23 protein-coding genes, 1 tRNA gene and 1 pseudogene are annotated in these 26,160 nt (G+C 40.2%); 17 read left to right on the forward strand and 8 right to left on the reverse strand.

All coding sequences use genetic code 11. From position 1 onward, the window contains the following. Positions 1 to 29: 29 nt before the first annotated feature. From rlmD to C7B62_RS08160, 3 genes are all read left to right on the forward strand, one after another. Positions 30 to 1,391: a 23S rRNA (uracil(1939)-C(5))-methyltransferase RlmD gene (gene rlmD, locus C7B62_RS08150; RefSeq protein WP_106234560.1), complete on the forward strand. Its 1,362-nt coding sequence runs from the start codon at positions 30 to 32 to the stop codon at positions 1,389 to 1,391. Between the two features lie 294 nt (positions 1,392 to 1,685). After that, positions 1,686 to 2,147, forward strand: coding sequence for an anti-sigma regulatory factor (locus C7B62_RS08155; RefSeq protein WP_106234563.1), 462 nt, complete (start codon positions 1,686 to 1,688; stop codon positions 2,145 to 2,147). 77 nt (positions 2,148 to 2,224) lie between these two features. Continuing rightward, positions 2,225 to 2,296 (forward strand) — tRNA-Cys (locus tag C7B62_RS08160). 312 nt (positions 2,297 to 2,608) lie between these two features. Here the strand turns inward: C7B62_RS08160 and C7B62_RS08165 are convergent. From C7B62_RS08165 to C7B62_RS08175, 3 genes are all read right to left on the reverse strand, one after another. Continuing rightward, entirely contained in the window at positions 2,609 to 3,151 is a 543-nt protein-coding gene (locus C7B62_RS08165; RefSeq protein ID WP_106234566.1) for a DUF2231 domain-containing protein, read from the reverse strand. 285 nt (positions 3,152 to 3,436) lie between these two features. After that, positions 3,437 to 3,982, reverse strand: coding sequence for an NADPH-dependent FMN reductase (locus tag C7B62_RS08170; RefSeq protein WP_106234568.1), 546 nt, complete (start codon positions 3,980 to 3,982; stop codon positions 3,437 to 3,439). A 92-nt stretch (positions 3,983 to 4,074) separates the two neighbouring features. Continuing rightward, complete coding sequence (locus tag C7B62_RS08175) at positions 4,075 to 5,262, reverse strand: glycosyltransferase family 4 protein (RefSeq protein WP_106234571.1); 1,188 nt, start codon at positions 5,260 to 5,262, stop codon at positions 4,075 to 4,077. 303 nt (positions 5,263 to 5,565) lie between these two features. Here C7B62_RS08175 and C7B62_RS08180 point away from each other — a divergent pair, with 303 nt between their 5' ends. From C7B62_RS08180 to C7B62_RS08245, 14 genes are all read left to right on the forward strand, one after another. Then, positions 5,566 to 6,966, forward strand: a complete 1,401-nt coding sequence (locus tag C7B62_RS08180) for an MFS transporter (protein WP_106234627.1) — start codon at positions 5,566 to 5,568, stop codon at positions 6,964 to 6,966. Then, positions 6,963 to 10,199, forward strand: a complete 3,237-nt coding sequence (locus tag C7B62_RS08185; protein ID WP_106234573.1) for a cyclic nucleotide-binding domain-containing protein — start codon at positions 6,963 to 6,965, stop codon at positions 10,197 to 10,199. Before C7B62_RS08180 ends, C7B62_RS08185 begins: the two co-directional genes overlap by 4 nt. 279 nt (positions 10,200 to 10,478) lie before the next feature. Continuing rightward, the gene (locus tag C7B62_RS08190) at positions 10,479 to 11,255 is read left to right on the forward strand and encodes a hypothetical protein (protein WP_146132065.1); all 777 of its coding nucleotides are present in this window, start codon (positions 10,479 to 10,481) and stop codon (positions 11,253 to 11,255) included. 282 nt (positions 11,256 to 11,537) lie between these two features. Beyond that, on the forward strand, positions 11,538 to 11,735 hold the full coding sequence (locus C7B62_RS08195; protein ID WP_106234582.1) for a hypothetical protein: 198 nt from the start codon (positions 11,538 to 11,540) through the stop codon (positions 11,733 to 11,735). A gap of 91 nt (positions 11,736 to 11,826) precedes the next feature. Continuing rightward, on the forward strand, positions 11,827 to 12,120 hold the full coding sequence (locus C7B62_RS08200; RefSeq protein WP_199194109.1) for a four helix bundle protein: 294 nt from the start codon (positions 11,827 to 11,829) through the stop codon (positions 12,118 to 12,120). A 128-nt stretch (positions 12,121 to 12,248) separates the two neighbouring features. Beyond that, complete coding sequence (locus C7B62_RS08205; protein WP_106234586.1) at positions 12,249 to 12,857, forward strand: cytochrome b/b6 domain-containing protein; 609 nt, start codon at positions 12,249 to 12,251, stop codon at positions 12,855 to 12,857. Positions 12,858 to 12,873: 16 nt separating this feature from the next. Beyond that, positions 12,874 to 13,575: a molybdopterin-dependent oxidoreductase gene (locus C7B62_RS08210; RefSeq protein ID WP_106234630.1), complete on the forward strand. Its 702-nt coding sequence runs from the start codon at positions 12,874 to 12,876 to the stop codon at positions 13,573 to 13,575. A 300-nt stretch (positions 13,576 to 13,875) separates the two neighbouring features. Continuing rightward, positions 13,876 to 14,763 carry a zinc metalloprotease HtpX gene (locus C7B62_RS08215; RefSeq protein WP_106234590.1) on the forward strand — a complete coding sequence of 296 codons (888 nt, stop codon included), beginning with the start codon at positions 13,876 to 13,878 and terminating at the stop codon, positions 14,761 to 14,763. A 5-nt stretch (positions 14,764 to 14,768) separates the two neighbouring features. Next, positions 14,769 to 15,077: a hypothetical protein gene (locus tag C7B62_RS08220; RefSeq protein WP_106234593.1), complete on the forward strand. Its 309-nt coding sequence runs from the start codon at positions 14,769 to 14,771 to the stop codon at positions 15,075 to 15,077. A gap of 163 nt (positions 15,078 to 15,240) precedes the next feature. Next, a complete protein-coding gene (locus C7B62_RS08225) occupies positions 15,241 to 16,551 on the forward strand; it encodes a (Fe-S)-binding protein (protein WP_106234596.1) in 1,311 nt (436 codons plus the stop codon). A 9-nt stretch (positions 16,552 to 16,560) separates the two neighbouring features. Further along, positions 16,561 to 17,202 (forward strand): cyclase family protein, encoded by a 642-nt coding sequence (locus tag C7B62_RS08230; RefSeq protein ID WP_106234598.1) that lies wholly within the window; start codon positions 16,561 to 16,563, stop codon positions 17,200 to 17,202. Between the two features lie 133 nt (positions 17,203 to 17,335). After that, a complete protein-coding gene (locus C7B62_RS08235) occupies positions 17,336 to 18,499 on the forward strand; it encodes a low temperature requirement protein A (RefSeq protein ID WP_106234601.1) in 1,164 nt (387 codons plus the stop codon). Positions 18,500 to 18,561: 62 nt separating this feature from the next. Beyond that, a complete protein-coding gene (locus tag C7B62_RS08240; protein ID WP_106234604.1) occupies positions 18,562 to 19,851 on the forward strand; it encodes a glycoside hydrolase family 10 protein in 1,290 nt (429 codons plus the stop codon). 80 nt (positions 19,852 to 19,931) lie between these two features. After that, complete coding sequence (locus tag C7B62_RS08245) at positions 19,932 to 21,401, forward strand: cyclic nucleotide-binding domain-containing protein (RefSeq protein WP_106234607.1); 1,470 nt, start codon at positions 19,932 to 19,934, stop codon at positions 21,399 to 21,401. A 71-nt stretch (positions 21,402 to 21,472) separates the two neighbouring features. Here C7B62_RS08245 and C7B62_RS08250 read toward each other — a convergent pair whose 3' ends face one another. From C7B62_RS08250 to C7B62_RS27100, 5 genes and pseudogenes are all read right to left on the reverse strand, one after another. Beyond that, positions 21,473 to 23,029, reverse strand: coding sequence for a bifunctional pantoate--beta-alanine ligase/(d)CMP kinase (locus C7B62_RS08250; RefSeq protein ID WP_106234609.1), 1,557 nt, complete (start codon positions 23,027 to 23,029; stop codon positions 21,473 to 21,475). A 410-nt stretch (positions 23,030 to 23,439) separates the two neighbouring features. Then, positions 23,440 to 23,649, reverse strand: a complete 210-nt coding sequence (locus tag C7B62_RS08255; protein ID WP_106234612.1) for a DUF2949 domain-containing protein — start codon at positions 23,647 to 23,649, stop codon at positions 23,440 to 23,442. A 480-nt stretch (positions 23,650 to 24,129) separates the two neighbouring features. Beyond that, on the reverse strand, positions 24,130 to 24,816 hold the full coding sequence (gene nblR / locus C7B62_RS08260) for a response regulator transcription factor NblR (RefSeq protein WP_106234614.1): 687 nt from the start codon (positions 24,814 to 24,816) through the stop codon (positions 24,130 to 24,132). Positions 24,817 to 24,857: 41 nt separating this feature from the next. After that, a complete protein-coding gene (locus tag C7B62_RS08265) occupies positions 24,858 to 25,781 on the reverse strand; it encodes an NAD(+) kinase (protein ID WP_106234617.1) in 924 nt (307 codons plus the stop codon). A gap of 271 nt (positions 25,782 to 26,052) precedes the next feature. After that, a pseudogene (locus tag C7B62_RS27100) lies at positions 26,053 to 26,160 on the reverse strand (photosystem II protein D2); the annotation flags it as partial.

The raw sequence follows: 26,160 nt of genomic DNA on the forward strand, positions 1-26,160 counted from the left end.
AATGACCATTTTTCTGCAACAATTTATTCATGAGTCAAAAATTACAGCAGGGTCAAGTAGTCGAGCTAGAAATCACCGATCTCAATACTGATGGGGATGGAGTAGGTAGACATGAAGGGAGAGTATTGTTTGTGCCGAATACGGTTACAGGCGATCGCCTAACGGCAAAAATAGTTCAGTCGAAAGCTAAATTTGCCAAGGGTAAGGTTGAGAAGTTATTACATGCCTCTCCCCATCGAATCCGTCCTAACTGTATTGTGGCGGATAAATGCGGTGGCTGTCAGTGGCAACATATCGCCATAGACTATCAGCGAGAGGCTAAACAACAGCAAGTAATTCAGTCTTTTCAGCGGATTGGTGGGTTTGCTGATGTGGAAATACAGCCGATCTTATCTGCTCGTAATGCTCTTAATTACCGTAACAAATCTACCTATCCTCTAGGGCGATCGAGTACAGGACAAGTACAGGCTGGCTATTATCGTCAGGGTAGCCATAAATTAATTAATCTTAATCAGTGTCCTGTCCAAGATGAACGTTTGCATCCTTTATTAAAGGAAGTAAAGCAAGATATTCAAGAGCAAGGCTGGTCAATATACAACGAAGCTACTCATCAAGGCAAATTACGCCATTTATCCTTAAGAATTGGTCAAAATACAGGGGAAATATTACTCACTCTAGTTACCGCCGATCCTAATTTAGCGGGAATTGAAGCACAGGCACAAAAATGGTTAGATAAATATCCTGGACTAGTGGGAGTCTGTTTAAATATTAATCGCGATCGCGCTAACGCAATTTTAGGTAAGACAACTCAGACAATACTCGGTAAGCCTTATCTACGAGAAATCTTTGCTGGAGTTGAACTACATATTGCTGCCGATACCTTTTTTCAGATTAATACTAGTGCAGCAGAATTGCTACTACAAGCAATTATTCAACAGCTAAATCTCACGGGATCAGAAACCATGGTTGATGCCTATTGTGGCATTGGTACATTTAGTTTGCCTCTGGCAAAAAGAATAAAACAGGTTGTTGGTATCGAGCTTAACCATAATTCTGTTAGACAAGCACAAAGTAACGCTGCGTTAAATCAAATTAACAATGCAATTTTCTTGACTGGCAAAGTGAAAGACTGTTTACAACAAATTGAATTTCAACCTGATATTTTTATGCTCGATCCACCGCGCAAAGGTTGTGATCCTCAAGTCTTAGAGACGATTCTTAAGCTCAACCCTAGTCTAATTGTTTATATTAGCTGTAAACCAGCAACTTTAGCACGAGATGTTCAGATCTTATGCGCATCAGGAGCATATCAACTAACCCAAATCCAACCCGCCGATTTTTTCCCTCAAACAACTCACGTTGAGTGCTGCGCCTTGTTAAACAAGCTGTAGAAAGCAGTCTAAACCTTATTTTGTCAGAAAGTTTAGTATAATGTATATGTGAAACAAAAGCGTTTTCTCTAATCTAAACAGAAACACTATGGTTTTAGATGTTAAATCAGTCATTAAATTAGTTCAGATTATTGCCAAGACAGGATTGTTATAGCCAAGCAATTTAAACTAGCTATCAACCGTTTGGTATTGACTAGAAACCCAGGTTAAATCGCTTCAAGTTATTGCCATGAATCCAGCAAATTTGACCTTTAACACAGCACAAATCCTAGAGTTTAAAGAGGTATATATTAAGTGATTGCCATCCCTATTCCTTGGAATAGAAGCAAGTGGACTACCATGAGCTTCACGTCAACACTCTATCTCTGTCCTGTTCTTGACTTGTTATTAGTAAACGTACCTTCAGCATGGCAGGCAGAAGTAAGATTAGGACTACAAGAAGCTTTAGTTAATGCAGCCAAGCATGGCAATAAACTCGATCCCAATAAAACTATTATTGTGAGATTTTCTGCCACCAGTAGTGAATACTCTTGGGTAATTGTCGATCAAGGAAATGGTTTTGCCTCCGAATGCAAGTGCCTTAAAAGCAAAATTGAGCAAGCTCAGATGCTCCCTGTAGATGAAGCCGAGAATGGCAGAGGTTATTCAATTCTGCACGAGATCTTTGACGATGTTCATTGGAACAGAGATGGCACTCAACTAACTCTCTCTAAAGCAGTCGTCAGCCATAAAGAAAGACAGCCTGCAATTTGTTGAACTTAAGTTTTATAAGTTTTAATTTACTAGAGTTATATATTAAGCAAAATTTGATATACTAACTAAGCGTTATGCGCGGCGACATAGCCAAGTGGTAAGGCCGTGGATTGCAAATCCATTATCCCCCAGTTCGAATCTGGGTGTCGCCTTAAAGCCTTAAATAATATGTCCAATCTTTCAATGCGGTCTTGTTGGTTTCCAAAGGCGACTTTTGGATAAGAATTCTTACCCAAAACGCCCCGTAAAAAGAGTAACTACCGTTTGCGAAGCATCTTCATAGGAGAACTCGAAGGGCTAATAGCTGATAGCTGACTACGTCCTCGAAGGAGGATAGCTACGAACAAGCTAATTAAAAGCGAAGCCCCATGAGCGATATGCGGAGCGGTGACGCGAAGCTAATCCTTTAGGAATCCTTTAGGACTGCTTCAAGAAAACGGTTGTAAGTTCACTTGTAGCTATTTTTAGTCGTTAGCACCAATAACGCCAATTTTGTGCCGAAAAGAAAGTTCTCCGCCATACCATCCCCCAAGTCCGAGGAGAGTTGCTACCAGCAAAGATATGATTAAACCGATGGGGACGATAAAATCTGGGCTACCTAGTCTTAACCCAAAATTAATTGCAGTTAGAACTAAAGCTGTAATATTAAGAATCATATGCGCCCAGCCAGCAGTACGCTTGCGTACCCTAGGAACCCTAAAAAAGTCTAACATTCCTACCAAAGCAGCCAAAATACCTGCGACTAATCCCAGTCCAATTAACCAAGTTGAAGCACGCGCCCAAAAAAAGTCGTTTGTAAGCCAGTAGCCAAGATCAGCACCAGCAGCAGCCGTTAAAAAAGCAACGGGAAATACAACGATAATTGGATGAATAGGATGTCCAGCAATTGCTACAGAACTAGTAACACCGCTACTTAAATACTCAGTCTCTAGGCTTTCAATAATCGGGGGAAGATTCGGATAAGGATTTTGATTCGTATATTCTGGCTCAAATTCTGTGTTGGTCATGATATTTCTCCTCAAAGCGACATTCAAAAGAAATCACTTTGTTGTTCATTAATTGTTGGTCAAATGTTTGCGCCGAAATTGGAATTTACTCACGCTAGTTAACACTTCAATTAATAACCCGATCGCTTAATACCAACATCTCGCTGAAGTCGTAGAGAATTTAACTTTGTCTAGTGCAATTAGTAATTCAATTGATAGATAAGCATGTTGATGATACTAATGATACTTGTGACATTTCAAAGACCAAGAATTAGCAGGACGTATGTTTGATGATTAATCTGAAAATTAGCTTGAACCTTTTAATAAAGCAGAGCTATTAACTAAACTTTGAGCAAACTGATCGAATCTTGCCCCTAGCTTCTCATCTTTTAGCTCTCCTGATGGCGTAAATGCCTGCCATGCTTGCCCGATCGCAATCTGTTCAGGAATAACCCACCCATGTACCCACCTAACAATAATTCTTAAATCATTAAGAGCATTACTATTAGATTGTCCGCCTAAAACGCTAATTAGTCCCGTCACCTTGCCCGATAAATGCTCAAAACTCATCAGATCTAGCGCATTTTTTAAAACCCCGCTGACGCTACCATGATATTCGGGAGTTGCTAAGATCAATCCATCCGCAGCCTTTACCTTTTCTCTCAATATTTCCACATCTGGATAATTTGGATATTCGCTACCACCATCACAAAAAGGTAACTGCATATCTCTTAAGTCTAGGATTTCCGTAACAGCACCTAATTCTTTGACCCGCTCGATTGCCTGCTGTAAAGCTAAAGCACTATATGCATCTGGGCGCAGACTACCAACAATTCCGACTATTTTAACCATGATAACTCATACTCATTATGACTACGTATAAGCTAGCAAATTTTTGGCTGAGTTGACAAGTAGAATAGTGAGCCATGAGCCGTGAACATTAATTACCAAACAATTTGCGATCGCTCTGAAGCAATATGCAGATACACCCCACAGGTTTGTTTAGCTAAATTATTCCAGCTAAAGCGTTCGGCAATCGATCTGTAGGCTTGCTCTACGAGTTGCTGGGAGTATTCAGGATTTTGCAACACTTGCAAAATTCCCCAAGTTAAAGAGTCAGGATCGTTGGCACGAGTGACAATGCCTGTACGGTTATGCTCCACTACTTCAGGCAGTCCACCTGTATCGGAAACAACTACGGGAACACGGGCAGCAAAGCTTTCTAGCGCCACAATTCCGAAGGGTTCGTATAAACTAGGAAAAACAGCGCAGTCGGCGATCGTCTGAAACTTATCCAAATCCGCATCTGACATGAAGCCAGTAAAATAACACTGCTCCCAGATTCCCAAGCTGTTCGCTTGGTGCTTTAAACGCCCAGTATCTCCTCCACCAATAATTACAAATTTCACTCCTCCCCCCATTAAACTAATAATTCGTGGAGCAGCATCAAGCAAAACAGAAATGCCTTTCTCGTAGCTCATACGCCCAACATAATAAATAATCTTCTCGCGATCGTTGGCAAAGCGACGACGAAATTTAGTGCGGTTGAAGTTATTACCGTGATGTTTCTTTTCTGGACGGATGCCATTATAAATCACATCAATTTTATCTGGAGGAGACTGAAAAACTCGCTGAATTTCCTCACGCATATATTGACTACAGACAATGATACGCCAAGCCTCGTGAGCCAAGAGTGTTTCCTTACCGTTAATATACTGTTGTCTGAGGTTATGGATGCCGTTGTAACGACCATATTCTGTGGCGTGGATCGTCGCTAGCATAGGCAGCTTGAAATTATACTTTAAGGCGATCGCTGCATCCCCCACTAACCAATCATGGGCGTGAATTAAATCAAAGTCGCCATGCTTCATTAATAATTCGCCACCAAGACAGCCCATACTATCGTTCATATTGGCAACCCAATGGAAAAAATCATTACCATGATTAACAGAACAGCGATAGAGATGAATCCCCTCCACCAGTTCATATTTGGGAGCTGAACCAAACTCCACTGTAAGCAAATGGACTTCATAGCCCAGTTTAATGATTTCTGGGTACAATTCTGCTACATGACGAGCAATTCCACCAACGATACGAGGGGGAAATTCCCAAGCTAGTGCTAAAATTTTCATCATTTTAATCCCTCACGCGATCGCACTGTGGATAGCTACAACTCTACTTGACTTATGACCTCAGGATAAAGTTTGAAATTCAGCTTAAATTTCTGCTAATTCCAAATTATTTATCTACCAAAGAAAAAGAAAAAGAAAAATAAGCGTAATTATAAATATCAATTACTGTCCTCATATTTAAGCATACACACTACCAGGCTGTCCGATTTTAGGTAAAGATAAATCGGCAACGAGTTGAAGTTGCCCTAAACTTACAATATTATTAGGTCTTTGCAGGCTCAATATTTTGGTACTTTTCGCTTTATGTCAATTTCTCCACAATCTGCCCCCCAGCCTGTATTTAGCTTTCGACAGCTATGGAATATGAACTTCGGGTTTTTGGGAATTCAGTTTGGCTGGGGACTACAGATGGCAAACATGAGCGCTATTTTTGAGCATCTGGGCGCTCATGCCGATCAGCTACCAATTCTCTGGTTAGCTGCCCCCTTAACTGGTTTGTTGGTGCAGCCTATTGTCGGCAATTTAAGTGACTATACTTGGAATTTTCTGGGTAGAAGACGACCTTATTTTTTAGCAGGAGCGGTTTTGGCTTTTATCGCCTTAATTTTGATGCCTCATGCTTCAACCCTGTGGATGGCAGCAGGATTACTTTGGATTTTAGACACCAGCGCTAACATCAGTATGGTTCCTTTTCGCGCTTTTGTGGGAGATTTGTTACCTCAAGAACAGCGTACTAAAGGATTTGCGATGCAAAGTATTATGCTGGGTTTAGGAGCAGTTTCAGCTTCAGCGCTACCCTGGATTTTGAGTAATGTTTTTTCCCTCAGCAATGGGATTACCCCTTGGCGTAAGATCCCCCTGACGGTGGAAGTATCTTTTTATGTAGGCGGAGTATTATTTTTAGGTACTGTATTGTGGACGATTGTGACCACCCCTGAATATCCCCCCGCTAATTTGGCTCAGTTTGAGCAGCTTAAGTCATCTCAGGGTAGCGTGATGAACAGTTTGAAACAATCTTGGCATACTCTCAGACAAATGCCCAACATCATGCAACAGTTAGCTAAGATCCAGTTTTTCACCTGGCTGGGTATTTTTTGTTTCTTACTATATTTTCCTCCCGCAGTGGCGCGCAATATTTTTGGGGCGACTAGTCAAAATTCTTTACTCTACAGTGACGGTATTGAATGGGCGGGAATTTGTTTCGCTGTTTATAACGCGGTATGTGTGGGGTTTTCTTTTGTAATTCCACGTCTTGTTAGATACTTAGGGTGTCCTTTAACTCATGGTTTATGTTTATTCTGTGGCGGGATTTGTTTAGTATCTTTGTTAACTATCCATAATCAATATGTTTTGCTCTTGGCAATGTTGGGCTTAGGAATTGCCTGGTCGAGCGCTTTAATTATGCCTTATGTCATGTTAAGTGATTCAATTCCCCCCCAGCGCCAAGGAATTTATCAAGGGATATTTAATTTTTTTGTAGTGTTACCAGAAGTTGTAGCAGCTTTAGCCTTTGGCTGGATTATGCAGTATTTACTCCACGAAGATCGCCTCTTAGCAGTTGTTTTGGGTGGAGTCTCCTTAATGATTGCGGCGGGGTTAACGTTTTTTCTGCAAAATACGGATAATTTAAGCATAGAGGTGCCAGAAAACCCAGATTTTACCTCAGTCACCAACACTCAAGCAGATGAGCAGACAGTATCATGATTAAGCAATTCGATCGCTTACCTCAACTCCTGCTTTTGGCCGTCACTGTCTTAATCTATAACGTCATGGCAATGGCGATCGCCAATTCACTCTTTGTCAGTCAAGTCGGTGCGGGACAACTGCCCATCGCCTTTATGTTAATTGGTTTGTGTTCTGTGCCAATTTATGGCGCATTTTCGCAGATTGCCGATCGCTATAGTCGCCTGTTGGTATTTCGCTACGTGCTATTAGGCTCAATTGTATTGATGATTGGGTTGAGGTGGTTGATTGACCTGAATGCAACCTGGGTTTATTATCTGCTGCTGATTGCGATCTTTTTTCAGTGGGATTTTTATAATAATTTGCTTTATCCTGGGCTACTGACGGACTATTTTACTACGCTGGAATATAAGCGCTATGCTCCTTTTATCGGCATTGCTCAGGCAGTGGGAACGTTGGTTGGGGGCGGTTTGACCCTGCTGCTATCTAATTATTTGCCCAGCCGAGAATTGCTGTGGTGCTTGCCTTGGTTTATGGGGATCGCTTTTGGGCAGTTGGTTTATTTGGAACGTTCTCAGCGTCGCTTACAAACTATTAAAGAAGAAAAACTGAGTATAGTTGAATCTTGGAAAATTCTGCCTGAATTGGGCAAACGTTATCCTTTGGTGTTTTTTCTGGCTGCCAGCAGTTTTTTACTGGTAATTATTTATCTTTGCTCTGAATTCCTTTGGTTTAATATTTATGGACAGCAGTTTGATGAGTCCCAATTAACGGGATTTCTCGGACTGATGCGGATGATTATTTCCTTGATTCAGGTGGTATTTCTTTATGGTGTTACTCGCCCACTGCTTAAATGGGTAGGAGTAGCCAGGCTCAACGCTGTTTATCCTGTCACAACTTTAGTGAGTTTAGGAGGACTGCTGTTTAATTTTAAATTGCCCACGGCGATCGCTTTGCAGATTAACGGTGATGCTCTCTATAAATCAATTAACCTGCCCGTACATCAGCTTAACTATAACGGTATTCCTCACCAATATGTGGGGCGGATTCGGGCTTTGAGCGACGGCTTAATTTATTCTGTCGGTTTAACTTTAGCGGGGCTAGTCTTGTGGCTATGTCATCTTTATCTCAGCCTAGAACAGATTACCTGGCTGGCGCTAATTTTGACGGTGATCTTGTTGCTGGTGCGCATTCCTATGGGCAAATATTATATCCAAAGTCTAGAGGATATGATTCGGGGGGATCTCATCAATCTGGATGATTTTGAGCAGCCAGGAACTCAATTGCCATTGCAATCAAGCAGCTTGATCAATGAATTTTTAACTAGTGGCGATCGCTATAATCAGCTTAAGGGGTTAGAGTTGGCTGCTAATGTTGGTAATCCCGAGCAGTTTTTTACTCAAGTGAGGTCTTTATTACCAAATGCTGACGCTGTCATGCGTCAGGAGATTTTAAAGCTCTATCAAAACAGCAATCAAGCTATCCTCCAAGAATTTGCTCAATTACTGGCTGACGATTGTGCCAATGTACGGGGAGTTGCTTTAGAAGTTTTAATCGCCAATCAGTATGCTTTTAATCCCTCTGACTTGAAACATCTAGTTGGCGATCTCGATTACCCTCAAGTACTCTTTCCCCCAACCCCAAATAGTACGCCTTGTGCCGAGCGAGACGCGCTTGAAGGCGCTGATCCGAAGGTGTACTCTTCGCAACGCGAAGCCGAACGTCAAGTACATGCCTTAGCCTTGGTTGCTACCTTTCAAAATACTCACGCCAAAGATTTAGATTCTAAAATTGCCGAACAATTTTGGCAGCTTAAATTAACAGATGAAACGATCAAGGCGATCGCCAGAGTGGTGCGCTATAGTGGCAACCCCGAATTTATTACCCTAATTGAATATTTATTACCACAAGCCAACCCTGAAGCCAAGCAAGCTGCCTTAGAAGCGCTGGTTAGTCTGGCTACGGCTCAAGACTCTAACTTAACTAAAATAGCTTTAGCCGAAACCGATCATGAAGATCCTGCTGTGCGCGTTGCTGCCTACAAAATCTTAGAAATTACTCATACTCCAGAAGCCATACTCCAAATAACTCAAGGTTTAGCAGATACCTCAGCACAAGTACGTCAACAGGTAGCCTGTACTCTCGCTGCCTATGGTCAAAAAGGATTAGCAATAGCTCAATCACAGCTAACGGCATCAAATCCCGCGATCGTTCAGACAGCGATCGCCGCGATCGCTAAATATAAAAATAAACATGCCAATGAAATTCTGTTTCAACACCTAATTCCTGAATTTCAGCAGTTTAATTTAACTCGTAAATGGCAACAACAAATACCTGCAAAAGATCCTAGCTGGCAGTTTTTAGCCATAGCCATTGAAGACTATCAACAACGATTATTACAAAAAGTATTATATATTCTTTCCTGTTTGGGCTATTCCCGTACCGTCAGCTTAGTACAGCGAGTCCTCTCCACCAGCGATCGCCGAGACTTAGCCAACGCCGTCGAAATTCTCGCCTCCATCAATCATCGTCGCTTTATTCAACCTTTAATGCCCCTCTTGGAACAGAGAGTATCCAGCAAAATCCCCAGTAAATTCCAACCTAATCCTCAATGGCTGGAAGATAAAGGGTATAAAATACTTCTTGAGGCTCTAGAGTCAAGCGATCGCTGGATCAAAACAGGGGCATCCGTTGCCTTGGCGGTTGTACCCACAGCCTTACTCAACGATCCCGATCCCGTCGTACAATCAGTGATACGGGAAATCTTTCCTCTGGCATATCAGCTTACCTGCCCTGTTAGCAACTCCATGAATCGATTACTCTTGCTGCGCAACATTGCTCTGTTTAAAAATCTTTCTCTAGATGAACTGTTTTCCATCGATCAAGCCCTCGAACAAAAACAGGTTCTAGCGGGAGAAACCATCTACACCGAAGGCAGTTGGGGCGGTCATTTATATATGATCGCTGGGGGCAAAATTCAAATTATCAAAGAGCTTGATGGTGAACCACAGGCAATTAAACAATTGACCGCAGGACAGTATTTTGGCGAAATTGCTCTATTTGATGAAGCTCCCCGCTGGGATGGGGCGATCGCTCTTGAAGACTCAACCCTACTTTGTTTAGAGAAAAAACGTTTTATTAGCCTCATCTCTCAACGCCCCCAAATCATTTTAGAACTTTGTCGCTTCTTGAGTCGCAGATTGAGAGAAACAGATAAATATATGTCTGCCAAGAAAATATATTCAGCTAACTAAGTAGCTAGGCATAATTAATTTAAAGACTTATGTGAGGTAGTGGAGTAGTAAAGTAGTGGAGATAGGGGAGAAAAATAAGAATCCGTTATTTTATATTTAATTTCACCCAGCTACTTAACTTTTGATTTGAGCTATTGAAGCAGCATCTCTAAAATAATGCTAAGTGTTTTAATTACCCATTCATTATAGGTGACATAATCATGGGTTAAGAATATACTAACATTAGCTTAATTAGACATTATACTATAGATTATTATTTAGCAAGATTGACTAATATCTATGATGAATAGCCAATTTTCCCAACCTTTATGGCTAGCAACATATAACTTGTCACCAAGAAGAGTTACTAAATTTTTACTTTCAATAATTGCCTTACTCGTTCTGTTTAATCTGCTCGAAAGAGGCATAGTCCATTGGTTAAACGCTCAAAATGATGGTAAATTAATTTCGATATATTTTAATTTTGACGAAGAGGCGAATTTTCCTACTTTGTATTCATCTGTGACGTTAGGATTCTGTAGCTATTTACTTGCTATAATCGCTACTTTCAAAAAAACAGTCAAGGCAAAATATGCTCAACATTGGCAAGCATTATCTTTAATTTTTTTGTATTTAGCCATAGATGAAAATTGCGGTATTCATGAATTGCTAATTCCAGTTTTCAAAGGATTAATAAATGCCAAGGGGTTCTTATATTTTCCTTGGGTCATACCTGCATTCTGTTTGGTAGTTGTTTTTTTGATTATCTATAGAAAATTTATTTTAGCCTTACCCAGTCAAACTAAAGTCATGTTTTTATTATCAGGAACAATTTATGTTTTTGGTGCTTTAGTAATGGAGATGATTGGAGGATATATTGCCGATCATTATGGATATCATACGGTTTATGGGATGGCTTCAACTATTGAAGAGTTATCTGAGATGTTGGGTGTAGTGATATTTATTAATGCAATTTTAAATTACCTACAATCTCAAGTAGGGGAACTAAACTTTGCTATTTTTTTTCAACAGCAAAAAAGAAAGAGTCTTATCCCTCATTTTGTGCATAAAAAATAATAACTAACCAATTTAAGTTTATGCTTCTCAAGTTAGGTAATTATGATATTGTTTTGAGATGGAAAATCCAAAATGAATAGATAGATTTTATACTCAATCTTATTAATAAAAGCGCTCTAAGCTCATATGACTATCAAGTAGAATGGGATGAGTTATTATTTTGAAGCAACTTTACGCATTTTATGGACAATTTGCCAATTAAATCGTGTCAAAAATTGAGTTAATCATTTGTTTTAACCCGTTAAATTAAATTATTAGATTCTATAGCGCCGTCAACTTTTGATGTATTTGGGTCTGGGTATACTAGGTGCTGGTGCAACGGCTGCTTGTGGGTTTAGCAATCAACGAACGAATCCAACCACAAGATCTCTGCCAACTCAACCGATCGCCGATGCAACCCAGACCAATACACCCGTGGCGACAGCTGTAAAGACAATTCCTGATTTTCAGGGGATTCAGCAGTGGTCGTTGCTGATTTAAAGTATGAAAATTCTAGTTTCTAGTTTCTAGTTTCCAGCTTCTAGTTTCTAGTTTAGTAGTATAATAGCCGATATTAAAAACTACATTAAAAATGCAAGATTTTAAGAAATTAGCGGTGTGGCAAAAATCACCTAATTTTACGGTTAATTTATACAAAATAATTTCTAATTTTCCAATAGAAAAAAAATACGGTTTAACTAACCAAATAAGACGAGCATCAATTAGCATAAAATCTAATATTGCAGAGGGCTGCGAAAGAAATGGTAACAAGGAGTTAACTAGATTTTTATATATTGCTAAAGGTAGCGCGTTAGAGGTTGAATGTCAAATATTAATAGCTAGAGATTTAGGTTATCTAAGCAAAAAAAAAGTCAGATTTGTTTGAAAGTAAAATAAATGAAATTGCCAGAATGTTAACATCTTTGATTGCTAAAACTAGAAACTAGAAACTAGAAACTATAAGGTTAATTGTACAAATCATACCTGTATTCAGTAACACCAGGAGTTTTAATCATGACTTCGGCAAGACCCCCAAAACGGACAAAATCACCACGGTTACCAACTCAAACACTGCTAGCAAAAATTTTTCACTGGACGAATTTGATTAGTTTATTTGTGATGCTTTTTAGTGGATTGCAGATATATAATGCAAATCCAGTGTTTGGCGGACGTTCTGGTTGGAATTTTCCCGATTACTTAACCCTAGGAGGATGGTTGGCAGGTGGGCGAAATTGGCATTTTGCGGCGATGTGGTTTTATGCCTTGAATCTGTTGTGGTATGGTTTGTATGTAATGATTTCCCGCCGTTGGCAGAAACGATATGCCAGTGGCAGTGATCTTAAGGCATTGCGAGTAAGTCAGAACGCCAAGCGCAAAAATTATGCACTCCATCGATTAGTCTACACAGCTATTATCCCGATTTTAGTTTTGTCGATCGCTTCAGGGTTGGCGATGTATAAACCCGCTTCGCTTCATTGGTTATCTAGTTTGTTTGTAGATTGGCAGACGCTGCGTACTGTTCATTTTATTGCCGTTCCTATCTTTATTTTGTTTACTTTTGTTCACTCATTATTGGCTTTGAGAGTTGGTAGCATTCATCTCATAAAATCGATGTTTGTTTAAAAAGGATGATTTAAAAATGTCAAAATCGATTTCTCGTCGTCAATTGTTGCAATGGTCTGGATTATCTAGTGCCAGTTTACTGCTCAATAGCTGTGGCTCAAATCTCTGGTCGAAGGAAGTAGGACAAGCTATTGAGCCACTCAATCAAGCAACGCAAGCCTTGTTACTTACCCAGAAACCTGTTCCTGAATACTCGCTCGAGCAGATCGAACCAGATAAACTTTTAATTAATACCTTTGCTCAAACTCCACAAATTGATCCAGCCAAATATCGCCTCCAGATTGAAGGTGAAGTCAATCACCCTATGCAGTTAAGTCTGAACGACCTTCAGACAATGCCGTTGACATCAATGGTGATTCAACATGTGTGTGTAGAAGGGTGGGCTGCAATTGTGCAGTGGGGAGGAGTGCGGTTGCAGGAATTACTTCGATTAGCTCAACCAAAACCGAATGCCCGCTATGTTTATTTCAAATCTGCCGATGGCTATTACGAAAGTTGGGATTTAGTCTCAGCAACACATCCGCAAACACTGATGGCATATCAGAAAAATGGGCAGTCTTTGTCGGCTGATAACGGTGCGCCATTACGTCTTGCTTCGCCAATTAAGTTAGGCTACAAGCAAAGCAAATGGGTAACTCAAATTATGCTGACTAATCAATTGATGCCGAAGACTGGATATTGGGAAGATCGAGGATACGAGTGGTTTGGCGGATTATAAATAAATTATAAATATAAATCGTGAATCTCACTCATCACCTATAGCCGTACAAGATTAGGTTAGGACATATTAAAGTTAAAGTTCTTTGCTCGTAAGTAACAAGTAACAAGTAACAAGTAACGATTGTCTTTATAAATAATTGCGTATCGCTATATAAAACACTCAGCCAACAGGAAAATTTAGCAATAGATCTGTCAAAGCGCTTAAATATACAGCTGTGGGCAGATACATAAAAAACAACTGGCAATTTTTAATGTAGTTAGTAAAAAAAAATTATTAAATCTAGCTACATTTAGAATTATGTTAAAAGGTGGTCAAATTAAAACTGCTGCCCTGTTGGGATTAATGAGCGGAATATTAGTGCTAGGTGGTTATTGGGCAACTGGTACTGAGCAAGGAGCTTTAATTGGTCTACTGTTGGCTGCTGTTACTAGCTTTGGCTCATGGTTTTACTCGGATAAGGCAGCATTAGCTGCATATCAAGCACAGCCCGTAACGCGCGAACAAGCACCAGAACTATACGATATAGTTGCCGACTTAGCCAAAAAAGCAGATTTGCCGATGCCTAAGTTAGCAGTTGTACCAACGCAAACTCCTAATGCTTTTGCTACGGGGAGAAATCCTAATCATGCTGCGGTTGCCGTAACTCAGGGAATTATGCAGATCTTAGACAAAAATGAGTTAGCAGGGGTCATTGCCCATGAATTAACTCATATTAAAAACCGTGACACTCTGACTCAGGCAGTTGCAGGTACTCTAGGAGGTGCAGTGACGTTTCTGGGTAGAATGCTTACTTTTGGTGCAATGTATGGCCCTGTCAATCGAGACGATCGCCAAGGAGGTAATCCTCTAGGAGTCTTAGTTCTAGTGATCCTCGCGCCAATTTCAGCATCATTAATTCAAATGGCAATATCCCGTACTCGGGAATTTTCAGCGGATCGGGGTTCAGCAGAAATTACAGGCAATCCTTTGGCATTAGCCAGTGCCTTGCAAAAGCTCGAATCCATTGGTAAGCAAATACCTATGAACGGGAATCCCGCATTTGAACCAGTATTGATCATCAATCCTTTTTCAGGCGGAGGGATACAATCTTTATTCCGTACTCATCCTTCTACAGAAGAGCGAGTACGTAAATTACAAGAAATAGCCCAGCAGCAACAAAACTACAGTAGCTTTGCCGTAAATTAATAAATATGAAAAATTTAATTAGACTAATGACGATCGCCTTTCTTTATCTGGCGATCGCTTTTCTCCCATCCACCGCACTTGCTGATACAGTTAAAACAAATACTGCTGATTCTACTAAACAAGCTGCTCAAGAGGTAATTAAAGATACGGGGGTAAAAGATCAGTTTGGGAAGTCAGCTAACGGTGAGCAACTTCTAGATAATGCTCAAGACAAAGCTAATGAAAAGCTGAATAATTTAGCGGATAAAAAGAAATCGGGAGAAGATTTACCTAATAGCGAAAAGCTATTTCTAAAAAATTTGCAGGGTCAATAAAGCGTTACTAAAACTAGAGCCTAAAACTAGAGCGTTTTATCAGTGTAATCAATTAAGCAAGCTGTTCGTCAAGAAACAGCAACAAAAAAGGCGATCGCCTTTGAAGCCTCCGAATAGTGACTCTCCTAGAACTTCTCTTTATCAGTTAATAAAAGAAAGACACATGAGCAATTTTGATTTTAAAAATCCTCCTGAACCAAAATTAATCGATTCTTGCGTACATTGCGGTTTTTGTCTTTCTACCTGTCCTAGCTATCGAGTTATTGGCAAAGAAATGGATTCTCCTAGAGGAAGAATCTACTTAATGGATGCAATCAATCAAGGAGAAGCAACCGTTGACACTACTACAGCTCAACATTTTGATTCCTGTTTAGGATGTCTAGCCTGTGTGACTACCTGCCCTTCAGGAGTAAAATACGATCAGTTAATTGCTGCTACCCGCCCTCAGATCGAGCGCAACCTAACTCGCAGCCTACCTGATCGGTTAATTAGAACCTTAATTTTTAATCTCTTTCCCTATCCCAATCGCTTGCAACATCTGCTTCCTCCTCTGTGGCTTTATCAACAATCAGGTTTACAGCGGTTAATTAGAAAGACAGGAATTCTCAACAAGCTAACCCCTCGGTTAGCTGCAATGGAGGCAATTCTTCCCCAAGTAACCGACAATGCTTGGCAGAATGATTTACCTAATGTAATACCTGCCCAGGGCAAAAAACGCTATCGAGTAGGTATGATTTTAGGCTGTGTGCAGCGATTATTCTTTTCTCCTGTTAATGAAGCTACAGCCAGGGTATTGACTGCTAATGGTTGTGAAGTGGTAATTCCCCCAAGTCAAGGCTGTTGTGCTGCTTTACCCGCTCATCAAGGGCAAGAGTTACAGGCACAGGCTTTAGCAAGACAGATGATTGATAGTTTTAGCGACCAAGATTTAGATGCAATTATTATTAATGCTGCCGGCTGTGGTCATACTCTTAAAGAATATGGTCAAATCTTAGCTGATGATCCTGAATATCGAGCCAAAGGCAAACAGTTTTCCCTCAAAATTAAAGATATCCAGGAGTTTTTAGCCGAAATTAAGTTAACTACTAAGCTACATCCTTTAGCATCAGGTGAATTAAACCTTGTTTATCAGGATGCCTGTCATTTATTGCACGGACAAAAAATTAGCCTGCAACCGCGCCAACTGTTAAAGCAGATTCCAGGAATTAAACTGCATGAACCTCTAGACGCAGGATTATGCTGCGGAAGTGCGGGCATTTACAACATGTTGCAGCCAGAAACTGCTGATGAACTAGGCAGACAAAAAGCGAATAATTTAATCAATACTGGAGCGAGTGTCATCGCTTCGCCTAATCCTGGCTGTTCTTTGCAAATTCAAAAACATTTGGAGTTACAGGGTTCAAATGTTCAATTATTTCATCCTGTTGAGTTATTAGACTATTCAATTCAAGGAAAACAAATTCAATTAAACTAAAACAACTTTATGCCACAATCAAACGACTGGATCGATATTTCTTTGACTATTCATCCAGAAATGCCCTACTGGCCTGATAATCCTGCCATAAGTATAGAACCAAGTCAATGTTTAGCTCATGGAGATGTGTGCAATGTTTCCAAAATGACGATTGGCACTCATACAGGAACACATATTGACGGTATTAATCACTTCATTAAAGGTGGCATCGGTATCGACCAAATGCCTCTGGATGCAACTATTGGCAGAGCTAGGGTAATTGAAATCAAAGATTCCCATCAGGTTAAGGTGGAAGAGCTAGAACCCCACAAGATTAAGCCAGGAGAACGAATTTTATTTAAAACTCGCAACAGTGATTTCGCTCTAAAATCTGATACTTTTGTAGAAGACTTTGTGCATATTTCTACAGAAGCGGCTCGATACCTGGCAGAAAAAAAAGTTCGTACCATAGGCGTAGATTACCTATCTGTTGGTGGGTACAAAGGAAATGTAATCGAAATACACCATATTTTATTAGGCTCAGGTATTTGGGCAATTGAAGGACTAAACTTAGCTGAGGTAGAACCTGGAGAATATGAGCTAATTTGCTTACCAATTAAGCTTAAAGATGGCGATGGCGGTTTAGCTAGGGCAATCTTGCGCCCTATTTGAGCTAATAAAACGAAGCTAATCCACATTCGATATTTTTATTTTAAAGTAAACACATTTAAATTCAGCATAAGCTTTCACAAGCCAAATTACTTCTGGTAAATTATGGGTAACTAACGCTGGTGAGCTTATTGTCATGACAAGAGTAATATTTCAACCTCCCAAGTTACGGCTAGAAGAATGCGAGGATGGGGAGCGTAAGGTAACTTGGCTAGAATTATTTTTCGATTTAATTTTCGTAGTAGCGATCGCCCAGTTAGCCCATAATTTTCACGGAGATTTTAGCCTAGTGGGGTTAGCCAAACTAGGTATTTTATTTATCCCCGTGTGGTGGTGTTGGACTGGTGCAGTTTTTTATGACACTCGTTTTAATAATGATGGTTTAATAGATCGTCTCATTACCTTGATCCAGATGGCGATCTCAGCAAGCCTGGCAGCCAATATCCATCATGGTTTAAGCACCTCATCCATGGGTTTTGCTCTCAGTTATATCGCATTTCGTGCCTTATTAATCTGCCAATATCTCCATGCAGGTTATCATGTTCCCCAAGCAAGACTGCTTACCAATTGGTATACAGTTGGTTTTAGTCTCAGCCTATTGTTCTGGCTAGCTTCAGTATTTGTGCCTCTTCCCTGGCGTTTGGTGCTGTGGGGGGTGGGTTTAATCATTGACTTTGCCACTCCTTTAAGCGCAGGACAAAGAGTGGCAAAAGTGCCGCCCAATCTGGCTCATATCACCGAAAGAATTGGGCTATTTACGATTATTGTTTTAGGTGAATCTATTGTTTCTGTAGTTGGTGGAGTGTCAGAACTTGTCTGGACTCCCACCTCAATTGCGATCGCCTTGTTAGGTTTATCTATTGCCTTTAGCTTTTGGTGGATGTATTTCGATACGGTGGATGAATCTCCTCTCCACGCCATGAGGGTAGGTAAAATGATAGTTGCTCTTACTTGGCTATATTCTCATTTGCCGTTGGCTGTCGGTTTAACCGCTACGGGGGTAGGAGTCGAAAAAATGATTAGTGGCTTAGATAGTGATGCTACCAGAGGAGAGAAAGTCTTATTTTGTCTAGCAGTTGCTTTATGTTTAATGATTCTCTCTAACCTCCATTGGACAAGCTGTGAATTAGGTCAAACTAAATGTAAAAAAATCCTAACTTACTATCGTCTTGGTGCTGCTGCTTTTGTCTTAACTCTTGCTTTTGCCTGTAATTTCTTATCTTCCTTAGTCGTTATTACATTGGTAGCATTTGCCTGTGGGATTCAAATCGTTTTAGATATTTTTAACACCTGTCCTTAATCGGTAATCAGTAATTATCAAACCCGTTATAATCGCGATATTCTGTAAAATTTTCGGTATCCATGAAAGAGCGCATTGCTAAATCCTTTGATATTTTCGCTAATAAATTGGTGCAGTTTAGCCAAGAGAGGGGTCGTTTGTATTGGTGGGTATTTTTGTTCGTTTTGGCTTTTACTCTTGTGTCGATCGCGCCTTTCCCTGGACATTCTCAGCTACCTATAAATCAAAATCAATCTGAGCAAATTTGCCTTGGGGATCCACAACAGGAAATACGTGGTGTGTGGCTAACTAATGTTGATAGTGACGTTTTGTTTAAAGCCGATCAGACTAAAGAAGCGATCACTTTACTTGCCAAAGCTAATTTTAATACTCTTTATCCTACGGTTTGGAATTGGGGCTATACTCTTTATCCTTCTAAGATAGCTGAATCCTTTACGGGTCTAGCTCTCGACCCAACAGAAGGACTTCAAAACCGAGATATTTTAGCGGAAATGGTGGAACTAGGACATCAACAGGACATGAGGGTTATTCCTTGGTTTGAGTTTGGCTTTATGGCTCCTGCGGATTCGGAATTAGCAAAGCGTCATCCTCAATGGCTTACCGCTAGACAAGACGGCAGCACTATTTGGTGGGAAGGCAAGGTGCATCAACGGGTGTGGTTAAATCCTTTGCGTCCAGATGTACAGAAGTTTATGACAGATTTAATTGTGGAGATTGTCTCTAATTATGACATTGATGGTATTCAGCTAGACGATCATTTTGGCTATCCATCAGAATTAGGTTATGACGACTATACCGTTAAGCTATATCAACAGGAGCATCAAGGTAAACTACCGCCAACAGATCCACAAGACCCAGATTGGGTGCGCTGGCGTGCGGATAAGATTACAGATTATGTGGAAACTTTATTCCACGAAATTAAACAGCATAATCCTGATGCCATCGTTTCTGTTTCTCCCAACCCGCAAGATTTTTCCCTCAATTCTTTCTTACTTGACTGGCACCGCTGGGAAAGAAAAGGCTTAATTGAAGAGTTAGTTGTTCAAATCTATCGCGATCGCCACGATACCTTTATTAATGAATTAGAGCAACCTGAAATTCTAGCAGCAAGAGAACACATTCCCGTAGGCATAGGCATTCTCACTGGTTTAAAAGGTCGTCCGATTCCTTGGCAGAGAATCTACAGGCAGGTTAAAATTGCCCGTGAGCATAAGTTTGCTGGCATATCTTTTTTCTTTTATGAAAGTCTTTGGAATTTAGCAACAGAGTCTCCCATCACAAGACAGGCTGCACTGAAGAATTTACTTTACCATCAGACACAACATCCTGATGTATCTAACTGCCAATCCTAATCTCAATCATACATAGTGATTAGCGCAATTAATTTGGGAACAATGAACTGGGGTGTGCAGTATGGAGAACCCAAAACTAAATGGACAGTAGATTGAAATATTTGACTATTGAGGACTATAGCGTTCTACTGGAGCAAGCTCAGGTAGCCACATATAAACAGCATGACGTAATTCTTAAAGAAGGTCGTTTGTCTGAGGCAATCTATTTAGTCCGCCAAGGCACAGTTAGAATCGAACGAGCCGCTACTGGTAGAGATGTGGCGATCGCTTTTCTCGAACCAGGGGAGGTTTTTGGCGAGGTTTCTTTTTTGGAGGGTGTACCGACTACTGACGCTGTGATCGCTCAAGAAGATGTCGAAATTTTTGTGATTAACCAGGCACAACTGGCAGGCTTGCTAGATACTAAACCTGGTCTATCAGATCGGTTTTATCAATCTTTGGTACACAATCTTTCTAGTCGTCTCCAGCAAACTTCTTCTCTGGTGTCTCATCTAATGCGACGGGTACGTATTGCGCCAGAATATTGCGGTTATCGTACGGGACAAACGGGACAAAATGAAATTCCTCCTGAATTAGTTAGTGAAACTGAACTATTTAAAAAGAATTTAAGCAGCATCGAACAATTAATTCGTCATCGAGAAATTAATGAACTGGATGCTCAAATACAGATCGACAAAATCTGTAATATGTTGATTAGCACCCTCAGAGAACAGATTATTGAAGAGCCAGAAATTGCTCAGGCAATTGGTACTTTTATCTTTCGCGAAACTTTTCCGTTTTTTATGCTCAGTAGCTTCCTAGATCGATCTTTTCGTCGACCTGGAGGCTATTTTAGCGACTCATATATTACTGAGCTGCTTTCCCAAAATGAACCAGAAGGAGATGGCTATTTAGGCATTTATTTAGATCGTTGGATTCGCTCTCGACCTACCTGTTTAGCTCTCAAATACCGTGGCGGGATAATTACTGAAACTATTAAACATTTAATCCATAGCTGGACAGAATCAACTCCCCTACCCATCGCTAGTATCGCCAGTGGTTCAGCATCAGAAATTTTAAATTTATACTTTCAAGCCGAGCCACCTAATATTCATGTCACCTGCGTTGATTTTAATCATCAGGAAATATCTTCAGCCGCTAGCATCGCTCATAAATGGGGTTTTCAAGATCATCTTACCTTTGTTCAGGATAATTTCTTTCTGATGGCTGAAGGCTATAGTCAGATTGATATTCCACCCCAAAAAATGATCTATAGCGTCAGTATGGCAAATTGTTTGTGCGATCGCGAATTTATCCGTATCCTTGATTGGATTTACGACCATCTTTTACCTGACGGTATTGTTGTTTTAGCTAATTTACACGCTGCTAACCCCGATCGGATCTTGCTGGAACATATTTTAGAGTGGCATTCGATTTATCGTTTCGCAAAGGATTTAGAATCGCTATTCTCTCGTTCTAAATTTCGCTCTCTTCCCTTGTCAATTCAGTCAGATGAATATGGAGTTGAACTATTTGTAATTTGTAAAAAAGCTTGGGTGAGCAGTGAGTAACAAGTAACAAGTAACAAGTAACAAGTCCTAGCAGAAATTAAACATTACCTTTGCCAAGCTGATTAGTATTACTAATAACTAGCAACCAATTGTCGATACAGTTGAGCGATTTTGTCGATTACTTGATTAATACTGAGATTGTCCGTGATTAATTCGATCGCATCATCGGCTTTTTTCAAAGGTGAAATGGCTCGATTACTGTCTTGCTCATCCCTGCGTTGAATATCTTGCTCTAGCTGTTGAAGGTCAATATCATTTATGCCTTGAGCCTGCAAATCTTGTAAACGTCTTCTAGCTCTTTCCGAGGCTGTTGCGGTTAAAAAGATTTTTAATTCGGCATGAGGAAAAACATTCGTGCCAATATCTCGTCCCTCGGCAATTAATCCTCCCTGTTCTCCCCACTGCTGCTGCATTTCGACTAGTTTCTCTCTGACCGCAGAAATTGCTGCGATCGCCGATACATTTGCCGTAACTTCTAGAGTACGAATAGCTGTAGTTACATCTTGACCGTCGATCTCAACTACGGTGGGTAAATCGATACTACTGGGAGAGGTTAACTTTAAGTCTAGGTCTTGGAGTAAATTAGCGATCGCCTGATGGTCATTAATCGCAATTCCCGATGATTGTACTAACCAAGTGACAGCACGATACATTGCTCCTGTATCTAGATAGAGCAAGCCTAATTGATGGGCTAAAGAACGAGTAACAGTAGATTTTCCCGCTCCTGCGGGACCATCGATAGCAATAATAGGCTGACGTTTTTGTAACACAATATTATCAATTAAACGAGTAGAACCAACATAAACAGCGATCGCTAGTAATCCAGTTTGCTTAATCTGGGTAATTGCTTGCAGACTCACAGGATCGACTAGCTCAATGTATTGAATTTTAACTTCTTCTGAGTTGGCTAATTTCTGTTTAACTAAATCAATTAATGCTGTAGCGTTGATTTCGCCTTCAGTAAAAGCCAACTTTACCTGTTGTAAACTCTCGTAGATTTTAGCAGCCTCTTTTTTTTCTAGCTTGGTTAAATATTGATTGCGGGAGCTTAATGCGAGTCCCGATGCTTCTCGAATAATCGAACCAGGAACAATTGCCACAGGAATATTTAAGTCTTGGACTAGACGACGGATAATAGCTAGCTGCTGGGCATCTTTTTGCCCAAAATAAGCTTTATCTGGCTGAATAATATTGAATAACTGGGTAACAATACTTGCAACCCCCGTAAAGTGATCGGGGCGATATTTACCACATAACACCTGCGTCATGCTTTGAGGTGGAATTACCGTAGTCTTATTATTTAAAGCGTTTGTATCACCCCTGCTGTTCATCTCTTCGGGTGTGGGAGCAAATACTAGATCTACTCCCATTGATTCACATAGCTGTAAGTCTTGCTCTAGCTGTCGGGGATAGTTAGCCAAATCTTCTGTCGGCGCAAACTGCAAGGGATTTACAAAAATGCTCACCACTACTAAGCTGTTTTCAGCGATCGCTTTGGTAATCAAGCTTAAGTGTCCCTGGTGCAGCGCTCCCATCGTCGGCACTAAACCGATTTTGCCTTGATTTGCCTGGCGATAGCCCTTCAAATGGGAGCGCAGTTCAGAAATTGTCCGCAACAAAAGCACCATGATTATTCAGTAAGCAGTGAGCAATTACCTCATTATCAGCGATTTAGTGATTTTAGACTCGATCGAGATCAAATTAGACAGTTGAAGACTACTTTTCTCTCTTGACTTCTGTTCGCTCCAGGGTAAGCTCATCTATCAAAGAGTGGAAAATTAATACTTGGCGGCAGTTAAAGGCAATTATTTCGAGCTTTTCAAGCCATTTAACCGTATTTTTTAGCAAAAGACAGTTTTAGTTTTGAACAGATAAATTGAGGACACGGACAAATTAAACAAACAAAAGTGAGCATAGCTTAAATCAGCTTTCACCTTTTTGATTGGCTAGCAGTCAAAACAATTATTAAACTTTTTTAGAATTTAAACGCCAGATGAAACGTAAATATAGAATTAAATATTAGATAGTCTCTTCTGACTTAGCTCGGATCTATTTTTGTTTTACTATGAAGCCAATCGTAAATACGATCTAGCTCTTCTAAAGTAACTAGACCATATTGCCAAAGAATCATTGGAATAGGAGCAGGATGCTCTTCTACAGATTTTTGCACAATCTTAATGGAATCATTGGAAAGAGCTAATTCTTCTTTTAGAAACTTGATGAACGTGGCGTATATGGCTGGTTTCATGGTAAGTTACCTTTTTTAAATTTTCAAATTATAAATTATCAGAGAGTTTTACTAACTAAAAAGCGCAATTTTGGCTATTATTTCTCGTAAGATTTTTGTCATTATTTAGATATTGCGCAGATTTTGCCTGTGTTTTTAATCACTAAAAGATTGAGTTACTTCTTAAAATATCAATCTTGAAGCTTAAAAACTTTAAACCCAATTAAATACAGCAGCAACGACTGCAATAAAAATCTTAGGTTCTTAATAATGACACATGGATTCTAATACGTAAATACACTTAATAAAACTACTTGTCAGAAAGGATAATATTTATAGCAATATTTTGGCTCTTTCCTCTGATAGATAAGTGTGATTAGACTCCATGCCTGCTTGGCGATCGCGATAAAAATCTACATAAAGTCTTTATATTTTTGACGAAAATTTGTTTTGTTGAGAATTAAATTTTGATTTTCAGCTATTAACTTTCGCCAGCTATAATTATTCTCGTAGTACATAGCCAATTCCTCTGACAGTTTGAATTAGCCTTTTATGATTTTGACTTTCAATCTTCAGACGCAAATAGCGAACATATACTTCAATCACGTTGGATTCACCACGATAATCGTAGCCCCAAACATTTTCAATAATTTCTTCTCTAGTCATTACCTGTTCGGGATTGGACATGAGATACTTAAGTAATTCAAACTCTTTCATTGTCAGTCCGATTACTTGATCTCCTCTCATAGCTTGACGAGTGCTTAAATCTAAAATTAATTCACCAAACCTTAACTGCTCAGGAATATCTGTTTCTGTCTGAAGATACAAATTGACCTGCTCTAACAATTTATCTTTCTGATAAGGCTTCAACAAGTAATCATCAGCACCTGCTTCAAGGCAAGCAACCCGTTCAGGAACAGTCTCCTGTTCGACCAACATCAATACAGGAATATGTTCTCCCGCACAACGTAACTGACGACACAAATCAAATCCAGATTTGCCTGTAAACCCACGGTCAACAATCACCATTACTGGTTGATAAACCTTTAGTTTAGACCATCCCTTTTGAGCTGTTTCGATCACAGGCTGATAGCCTAAAGTTTTCAGATCAAGACTCGCCTGCTGAGCAAAAAGATCGTCTGTCAGCAGCAGAATAGATGAATCAGTAGCGCTGTATTTATTTACCAAAATCTTAGGACTCCTACGGCAACAATCAGGTTAATGCTAGTTTAGGGCAATTCTACCGATGTCGGTTTAGCGATATGAGGCAGTCCCCAGCCTAACTTTTCTCGTAGAATACGGAAGAATTCAGGCGATCGCCGACGAATAAATTTGGCAGGATAGATGGATTTTTCGACTAAGATGTGGTCATCTGGCAAAATATAACAGCCACCGTTCCCATCAACCACCATCACCATGCGGTTTGGCGTGGCGGGAAAAACTGTTACGGGTTCGCGATCGCTAAATACTAACGAGCGAGAAGCCAGAGAATGAGGGCAAATCGGCGCTAGCTGCAAGACAGGTACATCAGGGGTTAAGACAGGCCCCCCTGCACTCAAAGCATAAGCAGTTGAGCCAGTAGGGGTAGAAATAATAATCCCGTCCGCCGCGACATCTACAGGAGCATGATCACCAATTTTCACTTCAAAATGACACATACTAGTCAAGGGTTCGCGATGCAAAACCATTTCGTTGAGGCTAAGAGCCTCCCACAGTATAGTATCGTGACGAAATACTCTGACTGCCAACATGGAACGTTCTTCAATTTCATATTCTCCACTCATTAGTTGCTCTAAGTCATCGTTGAGATGGCTTAAGTAGCTTTCGGTTAAAAAACCCATGTGTCCCGTATTAACAGTCAACAGAGGAATATGATAAGGAGCAAGTTGTCGAAATGCAGATAAAACCGTACCATCTCCGCCCAAAACAACTGCAAATTTAACACTTGGATCGAAGTTAGCAGGGGTTAACTGCTCAATTCGAGTATGACAGACAGCACTACCAGGAGTGGAGTATTCTAAAATACCTCCCATGCCAGTAGCCATGCATACATCCCAGCCACAGGCGGTTAGCTTTTCGGTAATTTCTGAGGCAACTTTGCAGGCGATCGGCTTAATATCGTTATAAACAATGCCGGCTTTTGGCTTTGGCACAACTAATTACTATCCCGTACTAATCATCTTGAATATTAGAGTCCTATCTTCCAGCCTATCGTGGAGCAGTTAAAAATAATAGTCTAGGTCGCTAATTATTATTATTAATTGATCCTTCTGCTCTCTGCTATTAAAGACGAAACCCGATAAACCATCAACAAAAAATATAGCTCTAAAACCACATCAAACATATCTATGAAAATAAGCTCCCCGTAACGAGGAGCTTATTAACAAAGCTTAAAGAAATTTAAGCAAGTCTAATCAAGGTTAATTACAGCGCGTTACCACGAGGTAATACTTCTTCTGGGAATTCAAAGTTTTGATGTGGTTGGTCTTGAGTTGCCATCCATGCCCTCAGACCTTCATTGAGCAAGATGTT

The organism is Pleurocapsa sp. CCALA 161 (assembly GCF_003003995.1).
GTDB lineage: Bacteria > Cyanobacteriota > Cyanobacteriia > Cyanobacteriales > Xenococcaceae > Waterburya.